Source organism: Roseivirga sp., from assembly GCF_034669765.1.
In the GTDB taxonomy this organism is placed as follows: Bacteria; Bacteroidota; Bacteroidia; order Cytophagales; family Cyclobacteriaceae; genus Roseivirga.
This window is the reverse complement of sequence record NZ_JAXMOQ010000006.1, coordinates 305311-327643: the sequence shown is the minus strand read 5'-3', so window position 1 is coordinate 327643 and position 22333 is coordinate 305311. Positions and strand designations below refer to the sequence as shown.

General features: G+C 41.3%; 20 protein-coding genes. 6 read left to right on the top strand and 14 right to left on the bottom strand.

Features of this window, described 5'->3' with window-relative positions:
• Positions 1 to 221: 221 nt before the first annotated feature.
• Both VOI17_RS14090 and VOI17_RS14085 read right to left on the bottom strand, forming a co-directional pair.
• On the bottom strand, positions 222 to 1190 hold the full coding sequence (locus tag VOI17_RS14090) for an MBL fold metallo-hydrolase (protein ID WP_323757861.1): 969 nt from the start codon (positions 1188 to 1190) through the stop codon (positions 222 to 224).
• A 3-nt stretch (positions 1191 to 1193) separates the two neighbouring features.
• Positions 1194 to 1361 (bottom strand): hypothetical protein, encoded by a 168-nt coding sequence (locus VOI17_RS14085; protein ID WP_323757860.1) that lies wholly within the window; start codon positions 1359 to 1361, stop codon positions 1194 to 1196.
• A gap of 129 nt (positions 1362 to 1490) precedes the next feature.
• Between VOI17_RS14085 and VOI17_RS14080 the strand changes: the two genes are divergently transcribed.
• Genes VOI17_RS14080 through VOI17_RS14065 form a run of 4 tightly spaced genes read left to right on the top strand, consistent with a single transcriptional unit; the run spans position 1491 to position 4749 of the window.
• Positions 1491 to 2057 carry an RNA polymerase sigma factor gene (locus VOI17_RS14080; protein ID WP_323757859.1) on the top strand — a complete coding sequence of 189 codons (567 nt, stop codon included), beginning with the start codon at positions 1491 to 1493 and terminating at the stop codon, positions 2055 to 2057.
• A 17-nt stretch (positions 2058 to 2074) separates the two neighbouring features.
• Complete coding sequence (locus VOI17_RS14075) at positions 2075 to 2947, top strand: DUF4097 family beta strand repeat-containing protein (RefSeq protein ID WP_323757858.1); 873 nt, start codon at positions 2075 to 2077, stop codon at positions 2945 to 2947.
• Positions 2948 to 2955: 8 nt separating this feature from the next.
• Positions 2956 to 3753: a HEAT repeat domain-containing protein gene (locus tag VOI17_RS14070; protein WP_323757857.1), complete on the top strand. Its 798-nt coding sequence runs from the start codon at positions 2956 to 2958 to the stop codon at positions 3751 to 3753.
• Between the two features lie 24 nt (positions 3754 to 3777).
• Entirely contained in the window at positions 3778 to 4749 is a 972-nt protein-coding gene (locus tag VOI17_RS14065; protein ID WP_323757856.1) for a DUF4097 family beta strand repeat-containing protein, read from the top strand.
• A gap of 70 nt (positions 4750 to 4819) precedes the next feature.
• On the opposite strand, the gene VOI17_RS14060 is transcribed toward VOI17_RS14065, so the two are convergent.
• A complete protein-coding gene (locus VOI17_RS14060; RefSeq protein WP_323757855.1) occupies positions 4820 to 5758 on the bottom strand; it encodes a carbon-nitrogen hydrolase family protein in 939 nt (312 codons plus the stop codon).
• Positions 5759 to 6116: 358 nt separating this feature from the next.
• On the opposite strand from VOI17_RS14060, the gene VOI17_RS14055 reads away from it, so the two are divergent.
• Positions 6117 to 6305: a hypothetical protein gene (locus tag VOI17_RS14055; protein ID WP_323757854.1), complete on the top strand. Its 189-nt coding sequence runs from the start codon at positions 6117 to 6119 to the stop codon at positions 6303 to 6305.
• Positions 6306 to 6446: 141 nt separating this feature from the next.
• Here VOI17_RS14055 and VOI17_RS14050 read toward each other — a convergent pair whose 3' ends face one another.
• From VOI17_RS14050 to VOI17_RS14030, 5 genes are all read right to left on the bottom strand, one after another.
• Positions 6447 to 7865 (bottom strand): flotillin family protein, encoded by a 1419-nt coding sequence (locus VOI17_RS14050; protein WP_323757853.1) that lies wholly within the window; start codon positions 7863 to 7865, stop codon positions 6447 to 6449.
• A gap of 10 nt (positions 7866 to 7875) precedes the next feature.
• Positions 7876 to 8457, bottom strand: coding sequence for a hypothetical protein (locus VOI17_RS14045; RefSeq protein ID WP_323757852.1), 582 nt, complete (start codon positions 8455 to 8457; stop codon positions 7876 to 7878).
• A 121-nt stretch (positions 8458 to 8578) separates the two neighbouring features.
• Positions 8579 to 9343, bottom strand: coding sequence for a DUF6503 family protein (locus VOI17_RS14040; protein WP_323757851.1), 765 nt, complete (start codon positions 9341 to 9343; stop codon positions 8579 to 8581).
• 175 nt (positions 9344 to 9518) lie between these two features.
• Positions 9519 to 11714 (bottom strand): TonB-dependent receptor, encoded by a 2196-nt coding sequence (locus VOI17_RS14035; protein WP_323757850.1) that lies wholly within the window; start codon positions 11712 to 11714, stop codon positions 9519 to 9521.
• A 48-nt stretch (positions 11715 to 11762) separates the two neighbouring features.
• The gene (locus VOI17_RS14030) at positions 11763 to 12074 is read right to left on the bottom strand and encodes a hypothetical protein (protein WP_323757849.1); all 312 of its coding nucleotides are present in this window, start codon (positions 12072 to 12074) and stop codon (positions 11763 to 11765) included.
• Between the two features lie 116 nt (positions 12075 to 12190).
• Here VOI17_RS14030 and VOI17_RS14025 point away from each other — a divergent pair, with 116 nt between their 5' ends.
• Positions 12191 to 13009, top strand: coding sequence for a hypothetical protein (locus tag VOI17_RS14025; protein ID WP_323757848.1), 819 nt, complete (start codon positions 12191 to 12193; stop codon positions 13007 to 13009).
• Between the two features lie 88 nt (positions 13010 to 13097).
• Here VOI17_RS14025 and VOI17_RS14020 read toward each other — a convergent pair whose 3' ends face one another.
• The 6 genes from VOI17_RS14020 to VOI17_RS13995 all read right to left on the bottom strand — a co-directional run bounded on the left by VOI17_RS14020 (position 13098) and on the right by VOI17_RS13995 (position 22306).
• Positions 13098 to 13550, bottom strand: coding sequence for a DUF3347 domain-containing protein (locus tag VOI17_RS14020; RefSeq protein ID WP_323757847.1), 453 nt, complete (start codon positions 13548 to 13550; stop codon positions 13098 to 13100).
• Between the two features lie 120 nt (positions 13551 to 13670).
• Positions 13671 to 15449 (bottom strand): efflux RND transporter periplasmic adaptor subunit, encoded by a 1779-nt coding sequence (locus VOI17_RS14015; protein ID WP_323757846.1) that lies wholly within the window; start codon positions 15447 to 15449, stop codon positions 13671 to 13673.
• Between the two features lie 4 nt (positions 15450 to 15453).
• A complete protein-coding gene (locus tag VOI17_RS14010) occupies positions 15454 to 16680 on the bottom strand; it encodes an exo-alpha-sialidase (RefSeq protein ID WP_323757845.1) in 1227 nt (408 codons plus the stop codon).
• Positions 16681 to 16683: 3 nt separating this feature from the next.
• On the bottom strand, positions 16684 to 17175 hold the full coding sequence (locus VOI17_RS14005; protein ID WP_323757844.1) for a TlpA disulfide reductase family protein: 492 nt from the start codon (positions 17173 to 17175) through the stop codon (positions 16684 to 16686).
• Positions 17172 to 18563 (bottom strand): TolC family protein, encoded by a 1392-nt coding sequence (locus VOI17_RS14000; RefSeq protein ID WP_323757843.1) that lies wholly within the window; start codon positions 18561 to 18563, stop codon positions 17172 to 17174. The genes VOI17_RS14005 and VOI17_RS14000 overlap by 4 nt, the downstream gene beginning before the upstream one ends.
• The gene (locus VOI17_RS13995) at positions 18560 to 22306 is read right to left on the bottom strand and encodes an efflux RND transporter permease subunit (RefSeq protein WP_323757842.1); all 3747 of its coding nucleotides are present in this window, start codon (positions 22304 to 22306) and stop codon (positions 18560 to 18562) included. The genes VOI17_RS14000 and VOI17_RS13995 overlap by 4 nt, the downstream gene beginning before the upstream one ends.
• Positions 22307 to 22333 lie beyond the last annotated feature (27 nt).

Below are 22333 nucleotides of genomic sequence, written 5' to 3'. Positions count from 1 at the left end.
GATTAAAATCGGAATCAAAAATAATTAATGATCTTTTGTTAAGGTTTAAATAAGGGGTCGGGGTTCGCTCCGAAGCTTCGGAGCCTCAGCGCCCACCAAAAGGCAGTCATTTATGGCTGCCTTTTTTAGTGTTTATGCACTACGTATATATTCTATATTCGCGCTAAGTAAGAGTGCTCTCTTTTGTTCCGATTCAAAAAGAAGAACGAGTTGAATGTGCTCTAAAACTTTAAAATCTGACCCTCATAAGAAATATTAAAGCCTTTGTCGCGTACCAATTTTGATTCATTGCTATCACTGAAGTTCATGGGGTTGGTGTGGTTAAAATGAATAAAGTGAACTTTGGCCCTGTCTTCGTCAGAGAGTTTGCCAAATAATCCCATGCTTTCTTCCACAAACGGGTGTGGTATTTCGCTCATGTCGCGCCCTTGTATTTCGCCATTTTTAAAGAATGAGGCGTCAAGTAGCGCTATGTCACTTTTACGAATTACTTCAATGATATCTTGATTCCATTTACTCCATTTATCAATGTCTGGAATAAAGATGATAGACTTATCCTTGATTTTAATTTCGTAACCAACGGTTTCTGAAAACTCATCGCGGTGTGGAACGATGAAAGGCGTAACAGAAATACTATTGTTCAGCTGAATGGCGATGCTGTCTTGCTGAGGCTTGATTTCGATATTCTTTAAATCGACCAACTGACTCCAAGGGCCATTTTCTTCCAAGAATGTCTTCATTTTAGGCATGGCATACACAGGAACACCCGAAGTCCCCATTACCTCTCGTCCCAAATGAATAAGTCCAGTATAATGACCAATATGTGCATGGGTTAAGAATATTCCATCCAAAGGGTAATGATTGGTTTCTGAAACATCATCTAACATTTGCAACTGGAGTTTAAAGTCAGGAGTAGCCTCGAAAAGCCATCTTTGTTTTGTAGTAGGATCAACGAGGCCAAGTGCTACTGTATTCTTTGGTCGGGCGCTTCTCTCTTTAATTAATTCCCATTCTTCCTGTTGACCCGCCTGAGGGTAACCAGCATCTTGTGCAACGCCCAAAACTACAATGAAAGGAGCTTCGGTAGGAATTTCTCTTTGAATATTCGTTTCGCTACATGCGGTGAATAAAAATAAAAAAAGAGCCAAAAGAGGCTCAATTTTGATGGTTGAATTTGGTGCTATTTTCATGGCTTAGCTTCCACAGCCTACACAATCAATAGACGAATCCATAGGTTTTACCCCTTTCAGTTTCATCGTTAAATTGTGTATTTGATCTTTAATGTCCATGTCTTTAAACATGTCTCCAGTAAGTTGCGCAGTGAGTGCTTGAATTTCTTGTTCGAGGGTTTCTGTCGTCATTTCCATTGTTCAATATTACTTAGGGTGTATGAATATAGGGCATATCTGAATAAAAACAAAAAAGTGTACCTTGAATGTAACCTTTCTAAAAAGCTTAGGTTTCCCCCATTGAATTCTTAAAACAGACTATTGGACTCTCTCTCTGACAACGCGTTGATGCTACAAGTAAAAGAAGGACAGCTCGATAAACTCGGGTTGTTGTTCGAACGATATCATAAAAGCCTTTATGGTTTTTTCTATCGCTTAACTATTGACCGTGAGGTGAGTGAGGATCTTGTGCAAAATGTGTTTCTACGGATGATGAAATACAAACACACCTACAAAGGAGACGGCCAGTTTAAAACCTGGATGTACCATATGGCCCGAAATCTATTTTCTGATCACTATCGGAAAAATAAGAAGATGGGCTACAAAGAAGATGTAGAAGTGGCTGATAAATATTTCAGAAACGAGAGTAATGCAGAGTCGAATAGAATTCAAAAGGAAGAAATGGATTTGCTGCAGCATGCCATGAATCAACTGACTTTCGAAAAGAAGGAAGTGCTTATACTTAGTAAGTATCAGGAAATGCGATATAAAGACATTGCCGACTTGCTAGGGATTACTGAAAGTGCAGTGAAGGTGCGAATCTTCAGGGCATTGAAGGATTTAAAAATGGTCTATACGCAGTTAGAGGCAACTCCTACTGCGCAGTGAAACAACAAAATAGCTGAATGATGAAAGTGATAAAGTGTATGGTTTTACTTGTGGCATTTTTGCCAGCCCTGATGGTTAAGGGGCAAAGTGAAACTGAAACGGTAAAGAAGAGTTTTACTGTGAAAAATGAAAAGGTAACATGGCTGGCGGTATGTAATATCGAAGGTGATGTTGAAGTGGAAGCTCATGATGGCAACACCATAGAAATTGAAGTGCAAAAACGAATTTCTGGAAAGCAATCTGAGATTGAAAAGGGAATGGAGGAAGTTAAGCTGGATTTTGCCCAAGGTGATGATTTCGTGAGAGCGAGATTTACTACACCAAACAATCAAGTGAGAGAAAAGGATGATCCTTTGGCTTGCGGTTGGGACTGGAATCAGAATCGAGAGCGAGTCGATTACAGGGTAAGGCTTGACTACAAAATTAAAGTGCCTAGAAACATCAGTGTAAAAATTTCTACTGTGAATAATAGTGATCTCTACATTAAAGGAGTGAAGGGAGAGGTGTATGCCAATAATGTGAATGGCGATGTAACGCTGATTGATGTAGAAAGTAATACAAAAGCAAGTACTGTAAATGGTAAAATCGAGGTGAATTACTTGAAGATGCCTGCAGAGTTTGCAGAGTTCCAAACGGTGAATGGGGAGATAGAAATTTCTACTCCAGAAAATTTGGCCGCGACCTACAACTTCGAAACTCAATGGGGAGAAGTATACAGTGACCTAGAGTTCTCTCAAAAGCTATCGCCAAGAATGGTAGCAAATACGGGCGAACGAGGGGGGACAAAATATAAGGTTGACAACTCCAATGGTTACCAAGTAGGTAATGGAGGTCCCAAATTCACATTCAAAACACTGAATGGAGATATAAGGGTGATGAAAGCTAAATAGTGGAAAAGATGGAAGAGAAATATATGTCGATGATTACCGAATATATTGATGGCACATTGACTCCTGAAAGGGAAAAGGAATTTCAACAATACGTTCAAGAAGGACATATTGATATGGCCGAGGTAGAAGGATTGGCAAAACTTCAGGGGGTAATGCTGAGCTCATCGGTACCCGAACCCTCTTCTGCTTTGAAAGAGAATTTCTATCAAATGCTGAATGAGGCAAGTGAAAAGTCATCTCAAGTTGAAAATGACTCTTCTTTATTTGAAAGGATAAAGAGCTTCCTTTTCGGTAACCAGTATGGTAGAATGGCTTTTGGAATAGGGGTGTTAGTCATCGGTCTTTTCCTGGGGACAAACTTTGGGAACAATTCTTATAAGGAAGAGCTCTCCGATTTGAATGGACAGATGGTAGAAATGCGTGAAATGATGATGATGGCAATGCTGGAGAAGGAATCTGTTTCAGATCGACTGAAAGGAGTGCAAATGTCGTCTGAGCTTTCTTCTTCGAATCAAAAAGTAATTGATGCACTTTTCCTTACCCTCAACAGCGACCCAAGTACGAATGTTCGAATTGCTGCGCTGAATACCCTGGCTGAATACGCTAATGATCCTCAGGTGAGGGCAGGATTGGTCAGCAGTATTTCACAGCAGAAATCACCATTGATGCAAGTGAACCTTGCCGAACTGATGGTGAAGCTTCAGGAAACAAAAGCCAAAGATGAATTAAAATCTATTCTGGAAAGTGATCGAACACCAGAAGATGTAAAAGTGACGCTCAAAGAGAGCATTGAAAAAATTATTTAATCAAAGACTCAAATAACAAACAATATGAAAAAGGTAATTATAACATTATTAATGGTTGGTGTGGCTTTTGGCCTCACAGCCCAGAATATTAAAGTTGACCCAAATATTAAAGTTGAAGTGACTCCAGACCTTAAAATGACCGTGGGACCAGACTTTGAAATTGACCTTGGTGCACATATTGAACAAGCCATGAGCAGTATCGAAGGCATGTTCGGAATGGACTTTGGGGATGAAGAAGGGAGATGGAAAGAAAAGTACCAGCAAGACACTGAGGAACTTGAAATTCCTTTAAGCAAACCAGGAGAGAAAGGAAAACTACAAGTTGAATCGCATAATGGAACAGTGAAGGTTTCAGCTTATTCGGGGCCTACGGTGAAGGTAAAGATGATAAAATACAGCAAAAAGGTAGAACGCGAATCAGGTGAAAATGGAATGCGATTATTGAGTAGTGGTGGTTTTAATGTGCAGGCAGAAGAACGCAATAACATCGTGAAAGTAGAAACTGAAGGCTGGAATAATCGAGTTGATTTTGAGATTCAGGTGCCAACTAATTTTAGTCTGGATATAAAAACTTATAACAATGGAGGTATTGAAATTGAGGGCGTGAATGGCGAACACAGTGTAGAAAGTTACAACGGGCCAATTACTTTGAACAATGTAAGTGGATCTGCAAGTGCAAGTACTTATAATGGAGCAGTTAAAGCGACTTTCAAGGCTGTAACGGCAAATGCGCCAATGATTTTTACCACGTACAATGGTGATGTAGATTTGACTGTGCCAGCGGGTACAAAGTTCTCCACTAAGATGAAAACATCAAGAGATATTTTTACTGACTTCGAAAATTTTGCACTGCAAAAAACTACTCCTCAAAAGAGTAAAGAAGCCAATGGTTATAAGGTGAAGTACGAAGATTGGGTGGAAGGAAAACTCAATGGTGGCGGAGCCGAAGTAACAATGGAAACGAGAAACGGGAACATCTATATCCGAAAAGGGTAATTATTAAGGTTATAGCACAAATCACTCTCATTGAGAGTGATTTGTGACCTAATAAATTTTAAAGACCGATTTACTTCGGTCTTTTTTTGTTTACAGTCAGTTCGAAAACATCATGGCGTTGATAATGGCCTGTTACATCTAACGCCAATCGTTCTTCATAACATTTGTTGAGGTCTACCTCGGCTATAAATACACCTTCTATATCCCACTGCGGTTCTAATATAGTTTCGCCACTGGGACCGAAAATACAGCTCCCACCATTTAAAATCATATGGTCTGGTTTGCCTTCAAATTCTAAGGGGAGTTTAAATTCTGAAGGAATATCCTTTACCCTCATGATTTGACCCACACCAACGGCAAAACAACGGCCTTCAAAAGCGTAAGAACGTGTTGCTACTTGTAACATCTCATGAACTTTTGGCCAAACCGCCACGTGAATATGCTCACCCGAATTGTGCATGGTTTGGCGTGTCAGAGGCATCCAGTGTTCCCAACAGATTAATCCACCAATTCTTCCAAAGGTTGTGTCAACAGCTTGCAATCCAGCGCCATCCCCTTGACCATAAAGAAGTCTTTCAGTATGCGTTGGCATTAATTTACGGTGGTGATTGGCCAATTCTCCTTTTTCATTCCAAGTGAGGAGGCTGTTATAAATAGTGCCATTTCCAACTCCCGAATCTACTTTTTCATTGATGCCCATTACGACAACTACGCCTAGCTCTTTGGCCCATTTTCCAATTTGTTTTACTTCTGGCCCGTTCACATCTAAGCTATGTTCATGTGTTCGGGCAAAAACGGTTTTGGTGGCCGGAAAGTCCCAACGGGCATACTCGTCACAATAGTCAATCCAGGCGGGGTAGCCAGTAAACCAAGTTTCGCCAAAAGTAATCAGCTGAGCGCCTTTAGCTGCGGCTTCTCTTAAAAGCGCTTCCACCTTCTGCATTGACTTTTCAACATTAAGGTACTCTGGCGCAGACTGCACAACTCCGATGGTTACTTTCTTATTCATACTGCCATATTACATAATCGCTCAATAAAATGTAAGAGTGGATTATTAGAAAGGAAAAGTTTACTATTAAATTTTATCATCGCGTCATTCAATTGACTAGGAATGAGGTTGGCGAGATGCCAAATTACTATCGGTCACTCGGCACAGCCGAGCGACTGTTAACATGCTTAGGTTCAGAACAGCAGTCGCTGACAGGTAGCATTCAATCTCCAAAACATGCAGGCTTGGTTTTATCATTCGCTAGATGCCAAAACGCTAATTGTCACAGGGTATAGTCGAGCGACAGTAGAAAATTTGGACATTATGTCAGAAAAGAATCGAATAATCCTTTTGGAATGACAATTGCCAAAGTTTAAGTATGTCCAAGTTTAAATTTCAGAAGCTGCTGCTCAAAACATTCGCATTCTTTAGGGTGCTAATAGTAGCTTGGATGGTTGGTATTGCTAATAGTGTTAAGCAGGAAAATCGATTCATGGATGATACCAATTATCAGGTAGAGGTAAATGAAGAACAATCAGATGATGAGCCTTTTGAAGAGTTGCCTTAGAAACCCTGCTGGATTTGGGTGAAATGTAAAACTGTCAAAAACCCAAATTGCTTTTCATCATTCCTTACAGTCTACAGATTGGAATCAACAAAAAAAGCCAAGCCTTTCGACTTGACTTTTAAAGTTCTCACTTGATAAAATTTAGGCTTTATCTTCTTCTTTACCTTTTACTTCTTCTGCCATTTGCTGGATTTCATCAGCAGATTTTCCTTTCAGATAGTCTGGCAACTGCATTCCTGCCATGTTGAACATGTCTTGTAATGGAGGAACTGATTTGTACAATCCAGAAATAAAGTTGGCGGTAGAGTTTTTGCCGTCAGTGGTGTTGCCACCTTCCCAAACAGTAACCTTATCAATCTTGATGTTTTTGATCGCTTCAGTTTGCAACCTTACCAATTCTGGTAGTTTATCAGCAATCAGTAGGAGTACAGCATCTCTAGAATTTTCGCCAGCAGCTTTTACAATTTGTTCCAAACCTTGTGCTTGCTTGGTGAGTACTTCGTAAATACCTTTTGCTTCCGCTTCTTTCATGTAAAGAATGGCATCGGCTTCACCTCTTGCTTTTCTTCTAATCATTTCAGCTTCTGCTTCCGCAGCAATTTCAACGCGCTGCTTATCAATTTGAGCTGGGATTACAACATCAGCGGTCTGGCTCGATTTGTCTCTTTCCGCTCTGGCATTTTCTGCTTGTTGTTCAGCAGCATAAGCTTCTTCTAAGGCTTTGGCTGACTGTACTTTTTCCGCAGCGGTGGCAATTTTTCTTGCCTCGGCTTCTTTCTCCAAACGAAGGGCATCAGACTGTGCTACCTTGATCTTCGCTAAGTTTTCACCCTCTACAGCACTTGCTCCAGCTGCAGCTACTTGCGTACGTTGATCTTGGTGTGCGTTGGCTTGACCAATCAAACCATCACGATCTTTTTCGGCTACGCTCTTAATGGCGTCATTAATGGCTTTTGCAGCCGCTTCTTTACCCAAAGCTTCAATATAACCCGACTCATCTTTGATATCGGTTACGTTTACGTTGATCAGCTTCAAACCAATTTTTTTCAGCTCTTGCTCAACGTTAGAAGCTACATTGGCCAAGAACTTATCCCTGTTAGAGTTAATTTCCTCAATGTCCATAGTAGCAACCACCAAACGTAACTGACCGAAAATAATGTCTTTTGCTAAATCATGAATGTTTTGTTGCGAAAGGCCTAAAAGTCTTTCGGCAGCGTTCGTCATTACACCTTCTTCTGTTGAAATACCAACAGTAAACCTTGAAGGAACATCCACTCGAATGTTTTGTCTACTCAGTGCGTTGGTAAGGTTTACTTCTATAGAAATTGGAGTGAGATCTAGGAAGGCATAGTCTTGGATGACGGGCCAAATAAATGCAGCACCCCCGTGAATACACTTTGCCGATCTACCAGTCTCGGAGCCAGCATTATTGCCTACTTTTCCGTAAACAACTAGAATTCTATCTGAAGGACAACGTTTGTAACGCCTGAAAATGCCGATCAGCATCACAAAGATAAAGACGACCGCAGCGGCAATAATAATGATAAAAGTTTCGCTCATATTGATTAGGTTAATTTTTAGACACTAAAAGTATGTTGTTGTTAATGACGTCTTTTACGTTGACAACCGAGCCCATTGGGATGTCTATTTCGTCATCGGTTATGGCTTCTAGCTCTCTTAAAGAGCCCTGCACCTTAATCAATATTCTCCCTACATTGCCCCTTTCGGCAGAAATGCGCATGTACACTTCACCAATTCCGCCTTTTGCGTTGTTGATGTTCATCGTACCGCTGTCGGTAAGTTTACTGAAAAAGTAGAAAAGTGAGGCCATTATGCTCATCATAATAAGGCCAGATATTGTTGCAATGATTAGCGTAGTAAGGCCGCTATACCCAGAGTCGATCGAGGCTATTCCTGTCCAAGAAAAAATGGTAAAAAAGCCGATGAAGTTTTTAAGGGTAAAAAACTGAAAGCCTGCACCTCCGTCATTGTCCACATCAAAGTCTGCGTCTCCATCAACCTCTACTTCGCCACCCACAAAGGTCATGATCATCTGAATCACAAAGATGATGGAAAATGGAATGGCCAATCCCCAATAAATTTTATGGGTAGTTTCTAGGGCATCCCACCATTCTGAAAAATTAAAAGACATAGCAATAGAATTATATGTCTTAAAGTATTGATTTATTTCCTTAGCATATTCACCTTTTTGTCGAGGTGGTTTAAAACTTAGGGTGAAAGGTTGGTTGAGCAGTTAGCGTCATCCAGCTTGGCTATTTAAGTGAGAACTTGACATCTTCATTGATGATTTCGGAAAGCACTTCAAGCTCACCTGCATGATGCAAGTCGGCAATGTTCATGATGTCCATACGTTCGTCTTCTGGCTTTAAATTCAAATAGTCTTGAATTAGAATCCCATTTACTCTCCTAGGGTTAATGGCTTCGCGAAAACGCATTCCACCTCCATCGGTATGATATAAGTAGGCCAAATAATCCATGCTGTAATCTTCCTTGTCGAACCAATAAAGGAATACATCGTCAAAATCTTCCCCACCGCCTTCTTGGGCAAAGGTCACTTTTACTTCGTAATAGGTTTTGCCTTTGATCTCTTTTTCGCCCACATAAGTTTTATTTACCGCAGCATCATTCAAACCAAATGGTAACCTAAAAAAGTAAATTACGGAGTTAACCGATCGGGTATAAGCGGCCCTATCTTCTTCCGAAATGTCTGTGGTATCCCCATCCGTTAGCCTTACTAAACCGCTATTATTCATCACATCAAAAACCGTTTGGCCAACGCTATCTACTTGTGTACGGGTGTATTCAAACAGACCGCTGCTGTTATTGTAGGTATAGTCAATGTCTCTGAAAGTGAGTGAAAATTCAGCATTATTCAATCCTCCCATGCCATGAAAGGCAATGGCTTCATCAACAATTTCTTGAACTTTAGATTTAGGTTCAGCTTTTTCTGTTTTCTGTGGAGAAGAACAAGCCATGGCAAAGGCAGATAGAAGTAGGGCAGATGTTTTAAGGTTCATTTTTTTAATATTATGAAAGGACTTACGGCTAAGATAAAACAAAGTTAGCGATCTCACCATGAATTGAGCTTTGGTGTAATGTGTCTGACCTAAAGCGAAGAGATATGAGCAGTTCATAAAAAAAATGCCACGCTTCAAATAACTATGAAACGTGGCATTAACTGCGGTTTAGTTTTTAATGATGTTCTGAATGACCGAAATCTATGATGACTCCGAAATTCACGACAAAACCTTCAAGTGGTGCCCAGATATCTAACAACTCAGGATTCATGTCTGAACCCAAATTGATGTTCTCGAACTTAGATTGTCGAGTATCAGAGAAGTTTTCGAAATTACTGTACAGGCTGATGTTTTTGAACTTACGCAACACCATTAAGCCAGTAATCCAGTAATTATCAGTCCTGGTCAAGTCTCTTCGGTATTGCTCGCCTGTGTAATAAGCTTCAAGGCCAATTCGCCATTTCCCCTCTTCTTCATACACCAAAACCGCCCCAATGTTATGCTTGGCCGTTAATGGTTTTTGGTCATTTCTGTTGTCAAATTTCTCTTGCGCATCAATTAAGGCATAATTGAAGAACAACTTGAAATCGTTGTAAGTCAGCTTCAAATTCGTTTCCAAACCTTGAGAACGCATGTGGTCACCAGCGTTTTCAAATCTAAAAGAGTTTGTAAGCGGCACCTGACGAAGTGCCAGAGGATCGTTTAATTGGGTGTAGAAAAACAACTGATTTATACTGAACGTCCAACGTTCACCAATGGAGGTTTTGTAGTTAATATCGAAGTTTCCACCAAAGGATTTTTCGGCATCAAGGCTGGTTAAGTTCGAAGCATCCAAACCTCTGAAGGATAATCTCTCGGTATCTTCTGTAAAGATAGTTGGTGTTTTATAACCCAAACCGCCACCTAATCGATATGAGAATTTCGAAGCAGGATTATAGAAAAGTGCTACTCTTGGAAGTGCAAACCAGCCGTAATCATTATTGTGGTCAAAGCGAACGCCTGATTCAACTGAGAAGTTTTCTGATACTTGCTCTACTTGCTGTATAAAAGCACCTGCTGTAATTTGCTCGTAATTACGATTGTTATTTGTACCGCTATCTTCGGTAAAATTGTCAGAATAAAGGTTAGCACCTAAAATCCATCTGCTTTTGTCTTGTCCAAAAGAATAAGCCGCTTCACTAAAAGTAGCGTATTGCTGGCCGTTAAAAACAAGGTTTGGCTCTTGAATAGTGCGGTCAAAACTCAACAAACTGTTTTTGATTGTGAATGACCTGCTTGCATCCCAATTCTTCTCATAGCTCAATTGATATGAAAGTCTGTTGGTGGTGTTTTCTTGCAAATACGCATTCGCATTACTTTGTTCTGTATCAATGGCGTCTAAGTTTCCGCCTAATCGATCTTCGAAAGTACCGCTCAAAGCAAGCCTAATTTTACTGCCGTCAGAAGGGTAATAAAAGAATGTAGGGTTGAAGGTTAAGGCTTTCGATTCAGGAATGTCAGAGAAGTTATCATCGTTTACATCATAAGCATTTTGCAAACCTCCTGAGGCAAATAAGCTCATTCCAAATTTATCATTTCGCTTGGCATAAAAGGTGTTCACCGTTGTACCTCCTGCCGAAGTTTGGTCTAGCATTAATCTAAACCTTGCTTCGTCTTCTGGCTGAATACTTACCAAGTTTACTAAGCCAGCAATGGCTCCACCACCATATAAAGTGGCGTTACTGCCTTTAATTACTTCCACCTGTTTTAAATCTAAAGGAGGGATTTGCATAATACTCAAGCCACCAGAAAAACCACCGTAAAGCGGAAATCCGTCTTTTAAAAGCTGTGTGTAACGTCCATCCAAACCTTGGATTCTGATGCTTTGATTGGCTGAACTCGGTGAGGTAATCTGCATCTGAATTCCTGTGCTTTCGCGAAGCAACATGGCGATATTGGATGATTTCATTACTGCTTTTTCTTCCAACTCCTCCGTTCCTAAAAACTCAATTCGCGTTGGAATTTCCTCAATACTTCGGCTGGAACGAGTGGCAGTAACAATGGCCACTTCCTCATGCTCTTCAGTGGCAGATTCCATTATGATTTTGATGGTTTCAGTGCCTACTTCGTTAAAAATATAAGTGTTGGTTTGTGTTTCATAACCCACAAAAGAAAAGCGAACTTCAACTTGAGTTCCGCTTAAACCGGTGAGGTTTACATAACCTTGGCTATCGGAAATCCCTCCTTTAGTATCACTTACATAAGCCGTAGCCCCAATTAACGGGGTATTGGTTTCTTCATCGAAAACCTGAAATTGAATGTTATTTTGGCCAATGGCCATATGGGTAAAAAGCATCATTAATACAGATGCTAAAAAGAATCTTTTGATCATTTTTGAATTGAATTTGAATTAAAAATCTAATTGTATACCAAAGTGGAATTAGATTTTCGGGGGATGCCAAATTTCAAAAAGTGGAGGAGTAATGCTTCCCGATACTTCAACTAAAAAATCACCTGGGGGGTCATTTTCTGGCATTTTCGGAAAAACGTAGACAGTAATGAGTGGAATGTGGCAGCAGGCGCAGGCACAAAAAGGAGTGCATGTGTCTGCTTCCTGATGAGAATCAATGGGCTCAGATTCTGCATGAATTCCACTCTCGTTTGCGCAATTGTCTTCTCCCCAACCTTCGGCACAAGGCGTAAGGCTGAAGAAAAGAATTAATAAGGCCATGAAGGTCTTTGACCACTGCATTACGCAAAGTTAATCAATCAAACCAATCAGCACGGTTTATAGTGAAAAATATACTACTAAGGCGCCTTAAACCAAGAACCTCAGCACGTGTCTAAGTGGGATTAAATAAACTACACATGAGAAATATTTTTTTATTGGCGGGTCTGCTTTTTACTTGTCAGGTGATCAAAGCCCAAGGAACTCAGGTTGAAGCAGCTTCTAATGGCGAAGTTTGGACAGCCGAAGAGTTAATCAAAGACGAGAAAACCTCGTTCTTAACAGGGGTCAAAAACGATAATGAAAACTTGTATCTAATTTTTCAAACTGCAAATCAGCAAAGTTTAAATAAGGTAATGCAGGCCGGCATGAGTGTAAAATTAAAGGCCAAGACAAAGCCAAAGCTTAATGCTAATATCGATTACCCCTTAGCTTCTAAGGATAAGTCTAGCGGAATGTTAAGGGCTCAGGGTACGGCAGAGGACAAGGCACTGCTTCAGGAAATGTTATTAGTAGGGTTGTTAGACTCGAAGATTGAAGCAAAACTGAAAGGTTTTTCAAATTTGAATGGAACCCTAGGACTTTACGAGATGAATGATACTCAGCTGATACTTAGTCTCGAAGGAGAAGGTAGAACTAGGTTGTTGAGTTATGAACTGGTTCTTCCATTAAAGGAGCTTTTTGATGGGGAAGTAGATTTGAATACCTTAAGTCAGTCTGATATAGAAATTTCATTTACTGTGAATGCGATGTCACAACCTCAAGGAGGTGGGGGCGGTGGCGCTCAAGCTGGCCCTGGTGGCGGATCAGGTGGCGGAGGCCGCGGTGGTGCAGGAGGCGGAGGTCGGGGAGGTGCTGGTGGTGGACAAACTGGCGATGGTGGCGGTGCATCTTCTGAAAGAGGTGGAACGCTTTCTGAACAAACCGTAAAGATTGATTACAAATTGAAAGCTAATTAGGACTTTCCGAATCCGTATTAGATATAATAAGTATAAGAAATTTTAATTGGGTGGTTATCAAGCCTCAGGCGCTAACCACCCAATTGTGTTATTGACTAATAGTCTCTTGAACGCTTCCACAATGAAGCATTAGATCTCCGAAATAAGGGTTATTCACTTCTTCTTCAGCTGCTAACCAATACGCTCCTTTATTGCCGAAAGCCATTGGGCAATACTGCTTGTAGAGCACAGTTTCAGAGCCACCTGCTTTTACAATAGAATACATATTTGCAGATAGGCCTTCGAATGCGATACGTTGAGTTGCTACATCGGTGCTGCTGGCTATGGCTTTCAAGTCTGCTGTTAGGGCATCGTTGTTGTTCACTTCTAAAAATGCTTTGGCAGTTGATTGCGCTTGTGCAGGATTAGTGGCTACTAGTGCATCTTTTAGTGCTAAGTAGTTTTCTACCAAGTTTACTTCTGCTGTTGACTTTTCTTCTTTGTTTCCTCCACAGGCTACCACTGTGGCTACCAATGCGATTAATATAATTGCTCTTTTCATGTTTTTTTAGTTTTAGATTTTTATTTCGTTGCCGTCATTCTTTCGGTCAAGTCCTTCTTTGTTAAGAAGTCCTTTTCCTCAGAATGACGGTTAATTGTTTGTTTCGTTTTTCTCTATTGACTATTGACCAATCACCGACTCCACACTTCCGCAGGTTAGCATCATATCACCAAAATATGGGTTAATAATGTTTTCATCCTTACTGATCCAAGTCGCTCCTTTGTTGTCGTTTGCCATAGGGCAGAACTGTACGTAGAGCGGATTGTTAATATCAGTACCGAATGATTGAACCGCATTGATTAAAGCCTTAGAAAGATTAATGAATTCCAATCGCTGTTGGTCTCTGTTATCACTTTCCTCAATTTTCTTCAAGCTTTCATTCATTGGGTTCAGTATGGCCATCCAATGCAAATGCCCATCACCTTTGGTAAGGCTCATGTCTACTTTAGACAGTTGCTCCTTCACTTTTGATGCGGCATTTTTAATGGTATTTCCTTCTCCTTCTACCATTTTATCCTTTAGATTGATGTAGGCATTGGCTACGGCTCCAAGTTGCTTTTGGAAAGGAGCCACAACTAGGCTTTTGAAGTCTTTTGATGCTGGTAAAGTCACTACAGGGAAAACAGCGTTAGATGTTCCCTCTGCGTTTTTGCTTGGGCTCATCATGCTTATTTTTCCCTTTAGCTGCGACTCGGAATCTAAAGTAAATGCACCGTTGGTGACCACTTCGTCACCGCTAGATAGACCAGATTTAACCTGATAGTAGTCGCCAGAAGCATCACCCAAGGTGACTTCATTCAGCATAAAGTATTCGTTGCCTTCTTCATTCACTTTGGAATAAACCACTGAACGCTCACCTGTCCATAATACAGCTGACTTAGGTACCATTAGGCCATCGCTTTGTGAATTCATAGCTACTTTTCCCTTTAAGAAAACATCTGGCTTTAATGCACCATTCGTATTATTAACATCCACACGAACTTCTACAACTCGGTTCTTGGCATTTAAAACGGGTTCGATAAAGGCTATTTTTCCAGAAAACTGCTGACTTGAAACTGATCTGGCTGTGAAATCAATGTTCTGACCGAGGTTCAAGTTCTTTAAGTCTTTTTCATACACTTCAAAAACCGCCCAAACTTGAGATAAGTCTGTCATTTCTAGCAAGACACCGCCTTCTTTGAGGTGGTCGCCAGTATTCACCATTTTCTTGCTGATGACTCCATCATAACCTGCCAGCAGATCAAAAGTACGCATGGGCCTATTTGAGCTTTCAATTTCCTGAATCTGCTCCGTGCTCAGTTTCCAATGGTGAAGCTTTTTTCGCGCAGCTTCGAGCAAAACAGGATTTGATTTCTCCACCTTTTTTGCTTCAATCAGTTCCTCTTGGGCAGTAACCAATTCAGGGGAATATAACTCCGCAATTTTATCGCCTTTGCGCACCTGTTCGCCTTCAAAGTTCTTGTACAACTTTTCAATTCGGGCGGCAAAATGTGTGGTTTGCACATTCACCCTGCGTGCATCAGCTTTCACCTTCCCATTCAATACTAACCCTGCATCCATATTTCCGCTTCCGATGATCGAAGTTTGAATATTGGCCAACTGAATTGCCGCATTCGACATCTTCAGCATTTTTGGATTATCGCTTACGCTGTCTTCTTTCAAAGGGATTAAATCCATGCCACAGAAAGGACAAGCGCCTGGTTCCGACTGCCGTACTTGCGGGTGCATGGAGCAAGTCCATAAACCGGAAGCAGTTTGCTCCAATTGATGGCCTTCGCCCTCATGCCCATCAAGTTGGGCAGTAGGGGTGGGGCTTCCTCCTAAAAACAGTGCGCCTATGAGTAGCCCTAAACCGAGGGTTACTAAGCCTGTTATTACAATAGATTTGTTTATTTTCATCGGCTTATAAATTAATTTTTGCTGTCCTCACCATTGAAGTTTCACCAATTTCTGTCCATGAAACATAAACATCTTCCTTGTTGCTGGTGAGCACAGGAAATCCACTGCTTCTTGAAGATGATGATTGGGCTACTTCCATTTTTTGGAGTAACTCTCCTTTTTGATTGTATTGGGCTAACATGATTTGTGCTGCGTCATTTTTTGTTTCCATGTAGCTTACCAATACCGTTTGGTCTGGTAACATGGTTGCTCCTACTCTTCCACTTGTGATTTTTTCACTTACTATAATGGGAGCTGAGAAAGTAGCAGCTGCATCGCTCGAGATGGCAATCTTAACCGTAGGAACACCTCCGCTGGCGGTAAACCAGGCTACGGCAGTATTTTGGCCATTTGAAGTAATGGATGGGCCATTTACAGGGCATCCTGCTATTTTCCAATCATCTGCATTAATGATTTTCGGTGCTGTCCATTCTCCATTTACATAGCGAACGATGGACATGTCTCTGATCTCTTCTTCAGACCTGTTACGGTACACCACAACTGGGCCGTTGTCGGTCATGGTTACAGAGGTTTGGCAACAATCGCAAACACGGTTGTCTAATTCCCATTCTTCCAATATTTCTCCAGCTTTGTTGAAAATGGCCGCTCTTAGCGTCATCGCTCCACCTCCTATACTCATTGCGTGGCCATCTGCACTTTCGTGTCCTTCGCCTTTGGTATACCTTCCGTCTAGCCAAGTAGCAATCATTCTGTCCTTATCCATAGGCATCATGCTTACAAAACCATGTTCTGCAGCTATGTTGTCTTTGTGGGGAATAAATGATTCGCTCCAAGTATCTCCTGAGTTGCTGGCCGTGGAAATTTGCACATCGTAATCGTAGGTGCTTTCTGTTCGTTTTTGCAGCCAGTGCGCAGCCATCCAATCTTCATTTACAGCAATGGATGGGAAATCGGCCCAGTTCAAAAACCAGTTGTCTCCTTCTGCTATCTTTTTAGGAGAAGTCCACTGGCCATTTTCTAATTTAGAAAACGAGAGAACCGCTTTCTTCTCCTTTTTTTCAACCCACGATAAATAGACGTTTCCTGCTTTGTCAGTAAAGAGGTTTGGCTCCTGGCTACCTTCAGCGGCAGGGCTATCAATGTTGGTAATTGTTGGTGCTGCTTCTTTTGCTGGTTGGCATGAAGTGGCTGCAATAACTGCAATGATTAATATTGAATAAATCTTTTTCATGGTTTAATTTTTAAGGTGGGATTTGAACAACGAGATATTTTCGGGGCTATCCCATTCTTTCTCTCCCATGTGTTCATAAACGAGATTGCCTTTTCCATCTATAATGTATGAGGCGGGAAGAGCATAGATATTGAGTGCTTCAAGGCCCATTCCTAATTTGGCAAAATCAAACGTATAGTCATTTTTTGCAATGAAGTTTTCAATCTTATCATGCTCTTCATTCGAAACAGCAATAAATATATAGCCTTCGTTTTCCAATTTGGCTTTAACTCTTTCTATTGAAGGCATTTCTTTCAAGCATGGGCCACACCAAGTTGCCCAAACATTTACAAATGCCATTTTTCCTTCTAAATCTTCCACGGTCAGTGCTTTACCGTCCATGGTTTTTAGATCTAGTTTATCGAAAAATGCCTTTTCTTTTTCCTTTGTAGCACATCCACAGAGTAATATGCTCAGTGCAATGATGGGCAATAGGGCTATGGTTTTTGATTTCATTTGAGTTGGTTTAAGGTTGAACCAGTAAGGTACTCTCTCATATAGAGTGCCTCCCTGTGTTTGATTTTAGATTTGATTTTGGCCAGTTGCAACTGTAATAGTTTTTGTTGTGTGGCCAATAGGTCTTCGAAGTTGCGGTTGTCGTTGGTATATTCGCTTGTCAGAACACTCAGTAGTGTCTGCGTTTTGTTCATCTCACTATCAATCTGAGCGATCTCCTTAAGTGAGGCTTGAATATCGAATTCAGTGGTGTTCCAAATGTTACGAAGCTGGTTTTGCAAACCGTAGTACTGCCCTGTAATCACTTCTTTTTTGAGCTCGGCTTCCTTAATCACCGATTGGTTCTTTTTTCCAAAAATGGGTAGGCTCAAGGTAATCATTGGCATCAACACATCCTTACCATTATCGGGTATGACCATGTCCTGCCGCTTATTTACCATAACATAATCCAAGCCAACACCAATGTTTGGCTTTCTTTTCAGTTGGGCTAGCATCACCTCACTGTCTACCGCTTCTAAACTTGCTTGAATTGCCTTAATCCCTGGCTGATTAACAAGCACAGAGTCGAGTGAGGCCGTATGCTGACGGTCGATTTTCACAGACTCATTTATAGGCACTTCCGTATTTAATTCGCGATTAAGCAAGGTGTTGAAATCGCCTACAAGACTGAGTTTTTTAAGTTCAAGAAGTTCTAACTTGGTTTCAGATTGCTCTACGGTAATTTGTACTCGAACTAAATCTGCCAAAGAGACTAAACTGGCCTCATACTTTGTCTTGGTAATGGGTTCATAAGAACGAAGGATGCTGAGGTTTTGGGTGGTGATTCTTATTTCTTCCTGTATCTCTAAAAGCGTAAGCCATTTGGTTTTTACGTTCAGGAAAAGTAGGTTTTTGGCCTCTACAAACTCTTCAAATCTGGCTTTGGAAATCATGGTGGCTGCCTGCTCTTTTGTTTCGAGCGTGCCTATCCATGGGAACATTTGAGAAATGGACAACCTAAGCTGCTGCGCCCCAACACGGGTTTCTACTGGAGAAATGAAATAGCCAAAACTAAGGGTTGGATCAGGTAAAACGCCTTGCTGATTTACATTTTCTAAGGCAATCAAATATTGATTGTACTTGGCTTTTAAAGAAGGGTTTTGTTCAGCGGCAATCTTGAGATAATCATTAAGAGGGGTCTGGGCCCTAAGGCCCATTCCCATCATTATCCATATACCACAGATATAAAAAAGATTTTTCCAAAGGCGACTCTTAGTTGTTCTTCTCTGTTGAGCGCCAATGATTTGAGTGTTTGAATGTAGTTTAATCGTATTTGATCGAATAGCGCTAATAATAAGAACGGTGTATAAGTGTATATGATATATAAAACTGGATGATGACTGGTTCATAGTGATTTTGATTTTAATGATGAACGGAACTGGGCATCCTTGTAATAGGAGTAAAGCACAGGTACAACAAACAGTGTGATTAGGGCAATGAGCATCCCTCCAAAAGATGGAATTGCCATAGGAATCATTACATCCGAGCCTCTTCCTGAAGAAGTCAAAACAGGCAATAGCGCAAGCAAAGTAGTAGCTGTAGTCATTAAACAAGGGCGTACTCTTCTTTTTCCAGCCTCAATTACTAAGGCTCGGGTTTCTTCCTTGTTTAAGTTTTCTTTTCCTTCAAAAGATTGGGTCAGGTAGGTGGCAATCAAAACACCATCATCTGTGGCAATACCAAACAGAGCAATAAAGCCTACCCAAACCGCTACACTTAAATTGATTGGACTCACTTGAAACAGCTCTCGCATATTGGTGCCGAACAATCCGAAATCAAGAAAACCATCCCAACCATAGAGACCCAACATAATGAAGCCTCCGCCAAAGGCTACCGCAATTCCAGAAAACACCATAAGTGTAACTGGTACCGATTTAAATTGGAAGTAAAGGATCAGGAAAATAACTGCCAATACGATTGGAATAACGATGGCGAGTCGGGCTTCTGCCCTTTGTTGATTCTGATAGTTTCCTGCAAACTTGAATGAAACGCCAGCTGGAATTTTCAACTCACCCGCTGCTATTTTTTGGTCAATCAATTTTTGAGATTGCTCCACCACATCAGTTTCGGCATATCCCGTTTTCTTGTCGAAGATCACATAACCAACAAGGAAAGTGTCTTCACTTTTAATCATTTGTGCACCTTGGGTGTATTCTATACTGGCCAATTGGCCAAGAGGAATTTGCCCATTCGATGTTGTGGGGATCAAGATGTTTTTGAGTGCTTCAGGGTCATCTCTTAATTCTCGAGGGTACCTAACTCTGATCGGGTATCGCTCACGCCCTTCAACAGTTTTGGAGAGTTCCATGCCTCCAACAGCTACTTGTAAATACTGCTGAACCTGTACAACACTTAGGCCATAAAGCGCTAGTGCTTCCCGATTTAAGTTGATCAGCAAGTAGGGTTTTCCTACAATTCTTTCAGCAAAAACCGACTGTGCTTTTACCGAAGGCACTTCCTTTAAAATATCTTCGAGTTGTAATCCAAAAGCCTCAATAGTGGCCAAATCTGGTCCTTTTACTTTTATTCCCATAGGGGCTCGCATACCAGTTTGGAGCATGATCAAGCGGGTTTCTATGGGCTGAAGTTTTGGGGCCGAAGTAACGCCTGGTAGCCGAGTGGCCTCTACAATCTCATTCCAAATATCGTCTGGTGAAGAAATATGGTCTCGCCACTGACGAAAGTAAGAACCGTCTTCATCTGGAATCAGATCGCCCTTTGTATCACGAACAAATGCACCATCTTCCTTTTTAAAGCGAAGTCTTCTTCCGTTTTCATCGGTGAGGTATTCACTCTTGTAGTTGATGATGTTTTCGTACATCGAGATGGGTGCAGGGTCCAAAGCACTTTCTGTTCTCCCCAATTTACCCACCACAGATTCAATTTCTGGAATAGCGGTTACTGCCATGTCGAGGTTTTTCAGCACCTCTATGTTTTGAGCCATTCCGGCATGCGGCATGGATGTAGGCATCAATAGGAAGGAACCCTCGTCCAATGAAGGCATGAACTCTTTTCCAATACCAGGGAAGGTGTGGTTCAGGTTTGAATAGGTTTTGTTTGTGCGAACCGATTCACCGAAAGTGGCAGGAATAAAGCCAAAGACTTTATCGAAGCCCTGCCAAATAGTAATTCCTAATAACACGATGAAGGCAGGAATGACTAGGAACTTCAATCGATTTTGTAGACACCAATCGAGAATTCTTGGGTAGAAATGGATAAACAGATTGAAAAACCCAAGAGTAATTCCGATAATCAGCGCCACGAAAATAAAGTTGACGAAGCCACTTACTTGAACCCCCAATGGCATCCATTCTTGACCCAATAATATTGTAATGGACAATAAGGAAATAGCTATAGTTCCGTATTTCAGGAAGCCTAGAGAAGGGACGTAGTGACGAACGAGGTTTAAAATACCAAAGGCAATCAATACCCATCCCGCAAATGAATAAGAGAGGGTTAAAGCCCAGATTCCAAAAACGATAAGGCCAATATTGAGCGCTAATTTTAGGTTTTTGCCTTTAGGTTTGAAACCAAAGCACCAATAAGCCATTGTTGGCAGAATAACCAAGGCAACGATGATGGCCGCAATCAGTGCGAAACTCTTGGTGTAAGCCAAAGGAGAGAATAATTTACCCTCCGCAGCTTGTAAAGTAAAGACAGGGATAAAACTGACTATGGTAGTTAAGACAGCTGTGATAATGGCCGAAGCAATTTCTTGACTGGCTTCTAAAATTGTTTTCAGAAGTGGCTGGTCCTTCTTCTCATCTAGGTGTTGGGTAATGTTCTCGGTCAGCACAATCCCCACATCTACCATGGTGCCAATGGCGATGGCAATTCCAGATAATGCCACAATATTGGCATCGACTCCAAAGTAGCGCATGGCAATAAAACACATCAGTACTGCGATGGGCAGCAAGCTGGAAATTAGAATAGAAGCTCTTAGGTTAAAGAGCATTACCAATACCACCACTACTGTAATTAGAATCTCTAGCGTTAGCGCCTCTTCCAAAGTGCCGATGGTTTCCTTGATTAACTTGGTTCGGTCGTAGAAAGGCACAATGGTAAGTTTGGAAACGGTACCGTTTGCCAATGTTTTTGAAGGTAAACCTTGACTGATCTCGTCAATTTTTAGCTTTACATTATCAATTACAGCCATTGGATTTGCCCCATAACGGGCCACTACCACACCACCAACAGCTTCTGCTCCCGATTTATCCAAAGCACCTCTTCTGGCCATTGGGCCTAAAGAAACATGAGCAACATCTTTAACTAAAATAGGCGTGTTTCCATTTGCCTTGACAACGGCATTTTCTAAATCCGCTAAGCTTTTGATATAGCCCAAACCTCGGACTAAGTATTCAACGCGGTTAATTTCAAGTGTTTTGGCACCAATATCCTGATTCGATTCCTTGACAGCTTTGACCACTTGATCTAGTGACACTCCGTAACCCTCCATGGCATTCGGATCAATGTCTACTTGATATTCCTTGACAAAACCCCCAACAGAAGCTACTTCCGAAACCCCTTCAGCTGAGGCAAGCGCATACCTTACAGTATAGTCTTGAACTGTTCTAATTTCTTGGGGATCCCAGCCACCTGAAGGGTTTTCGTTTGCATCTCTTCCTTCAATCGTGTACCAGAATATTTGGCCCAACCCTGTGGCATCGGGCCCCAAGGCAGGCTGTACTCCATCAGGTAAAAGCCCTTTGGGCAATGAGTTGAGCTTTTCTATAATTCTACTTCTGCTCCAATAGAATTCTATGTCCTCGTTGAAAATAATGTAGATGGATGAAACTCCGAAAATGGAAGAGCTTCGAATAGTTTTTACCCCAGGAATACCCAATAGGGAAGAGGTAAGCGGGTAGGTAATCTGGTCGTCAATATCTTGTGGCGATCTTCCCGCCCATTCAGTAAAAACGATTTGTTGGTTTTCTCCAATGTCTGGAATAGCGTCTACAGGCACAGGGTCCTTTGGCAGGTTAATATCCCAGTCAAAAGGAGCTGTAACTATACCCCAGGCAACAAAAGTTACCATGAACAGAAAAGTAACTAGTCTGTTCTCTAGGAAAAATTTAATTAGTCTATTGATCATTAATGCTTGCTTTACAATCCGAAAATA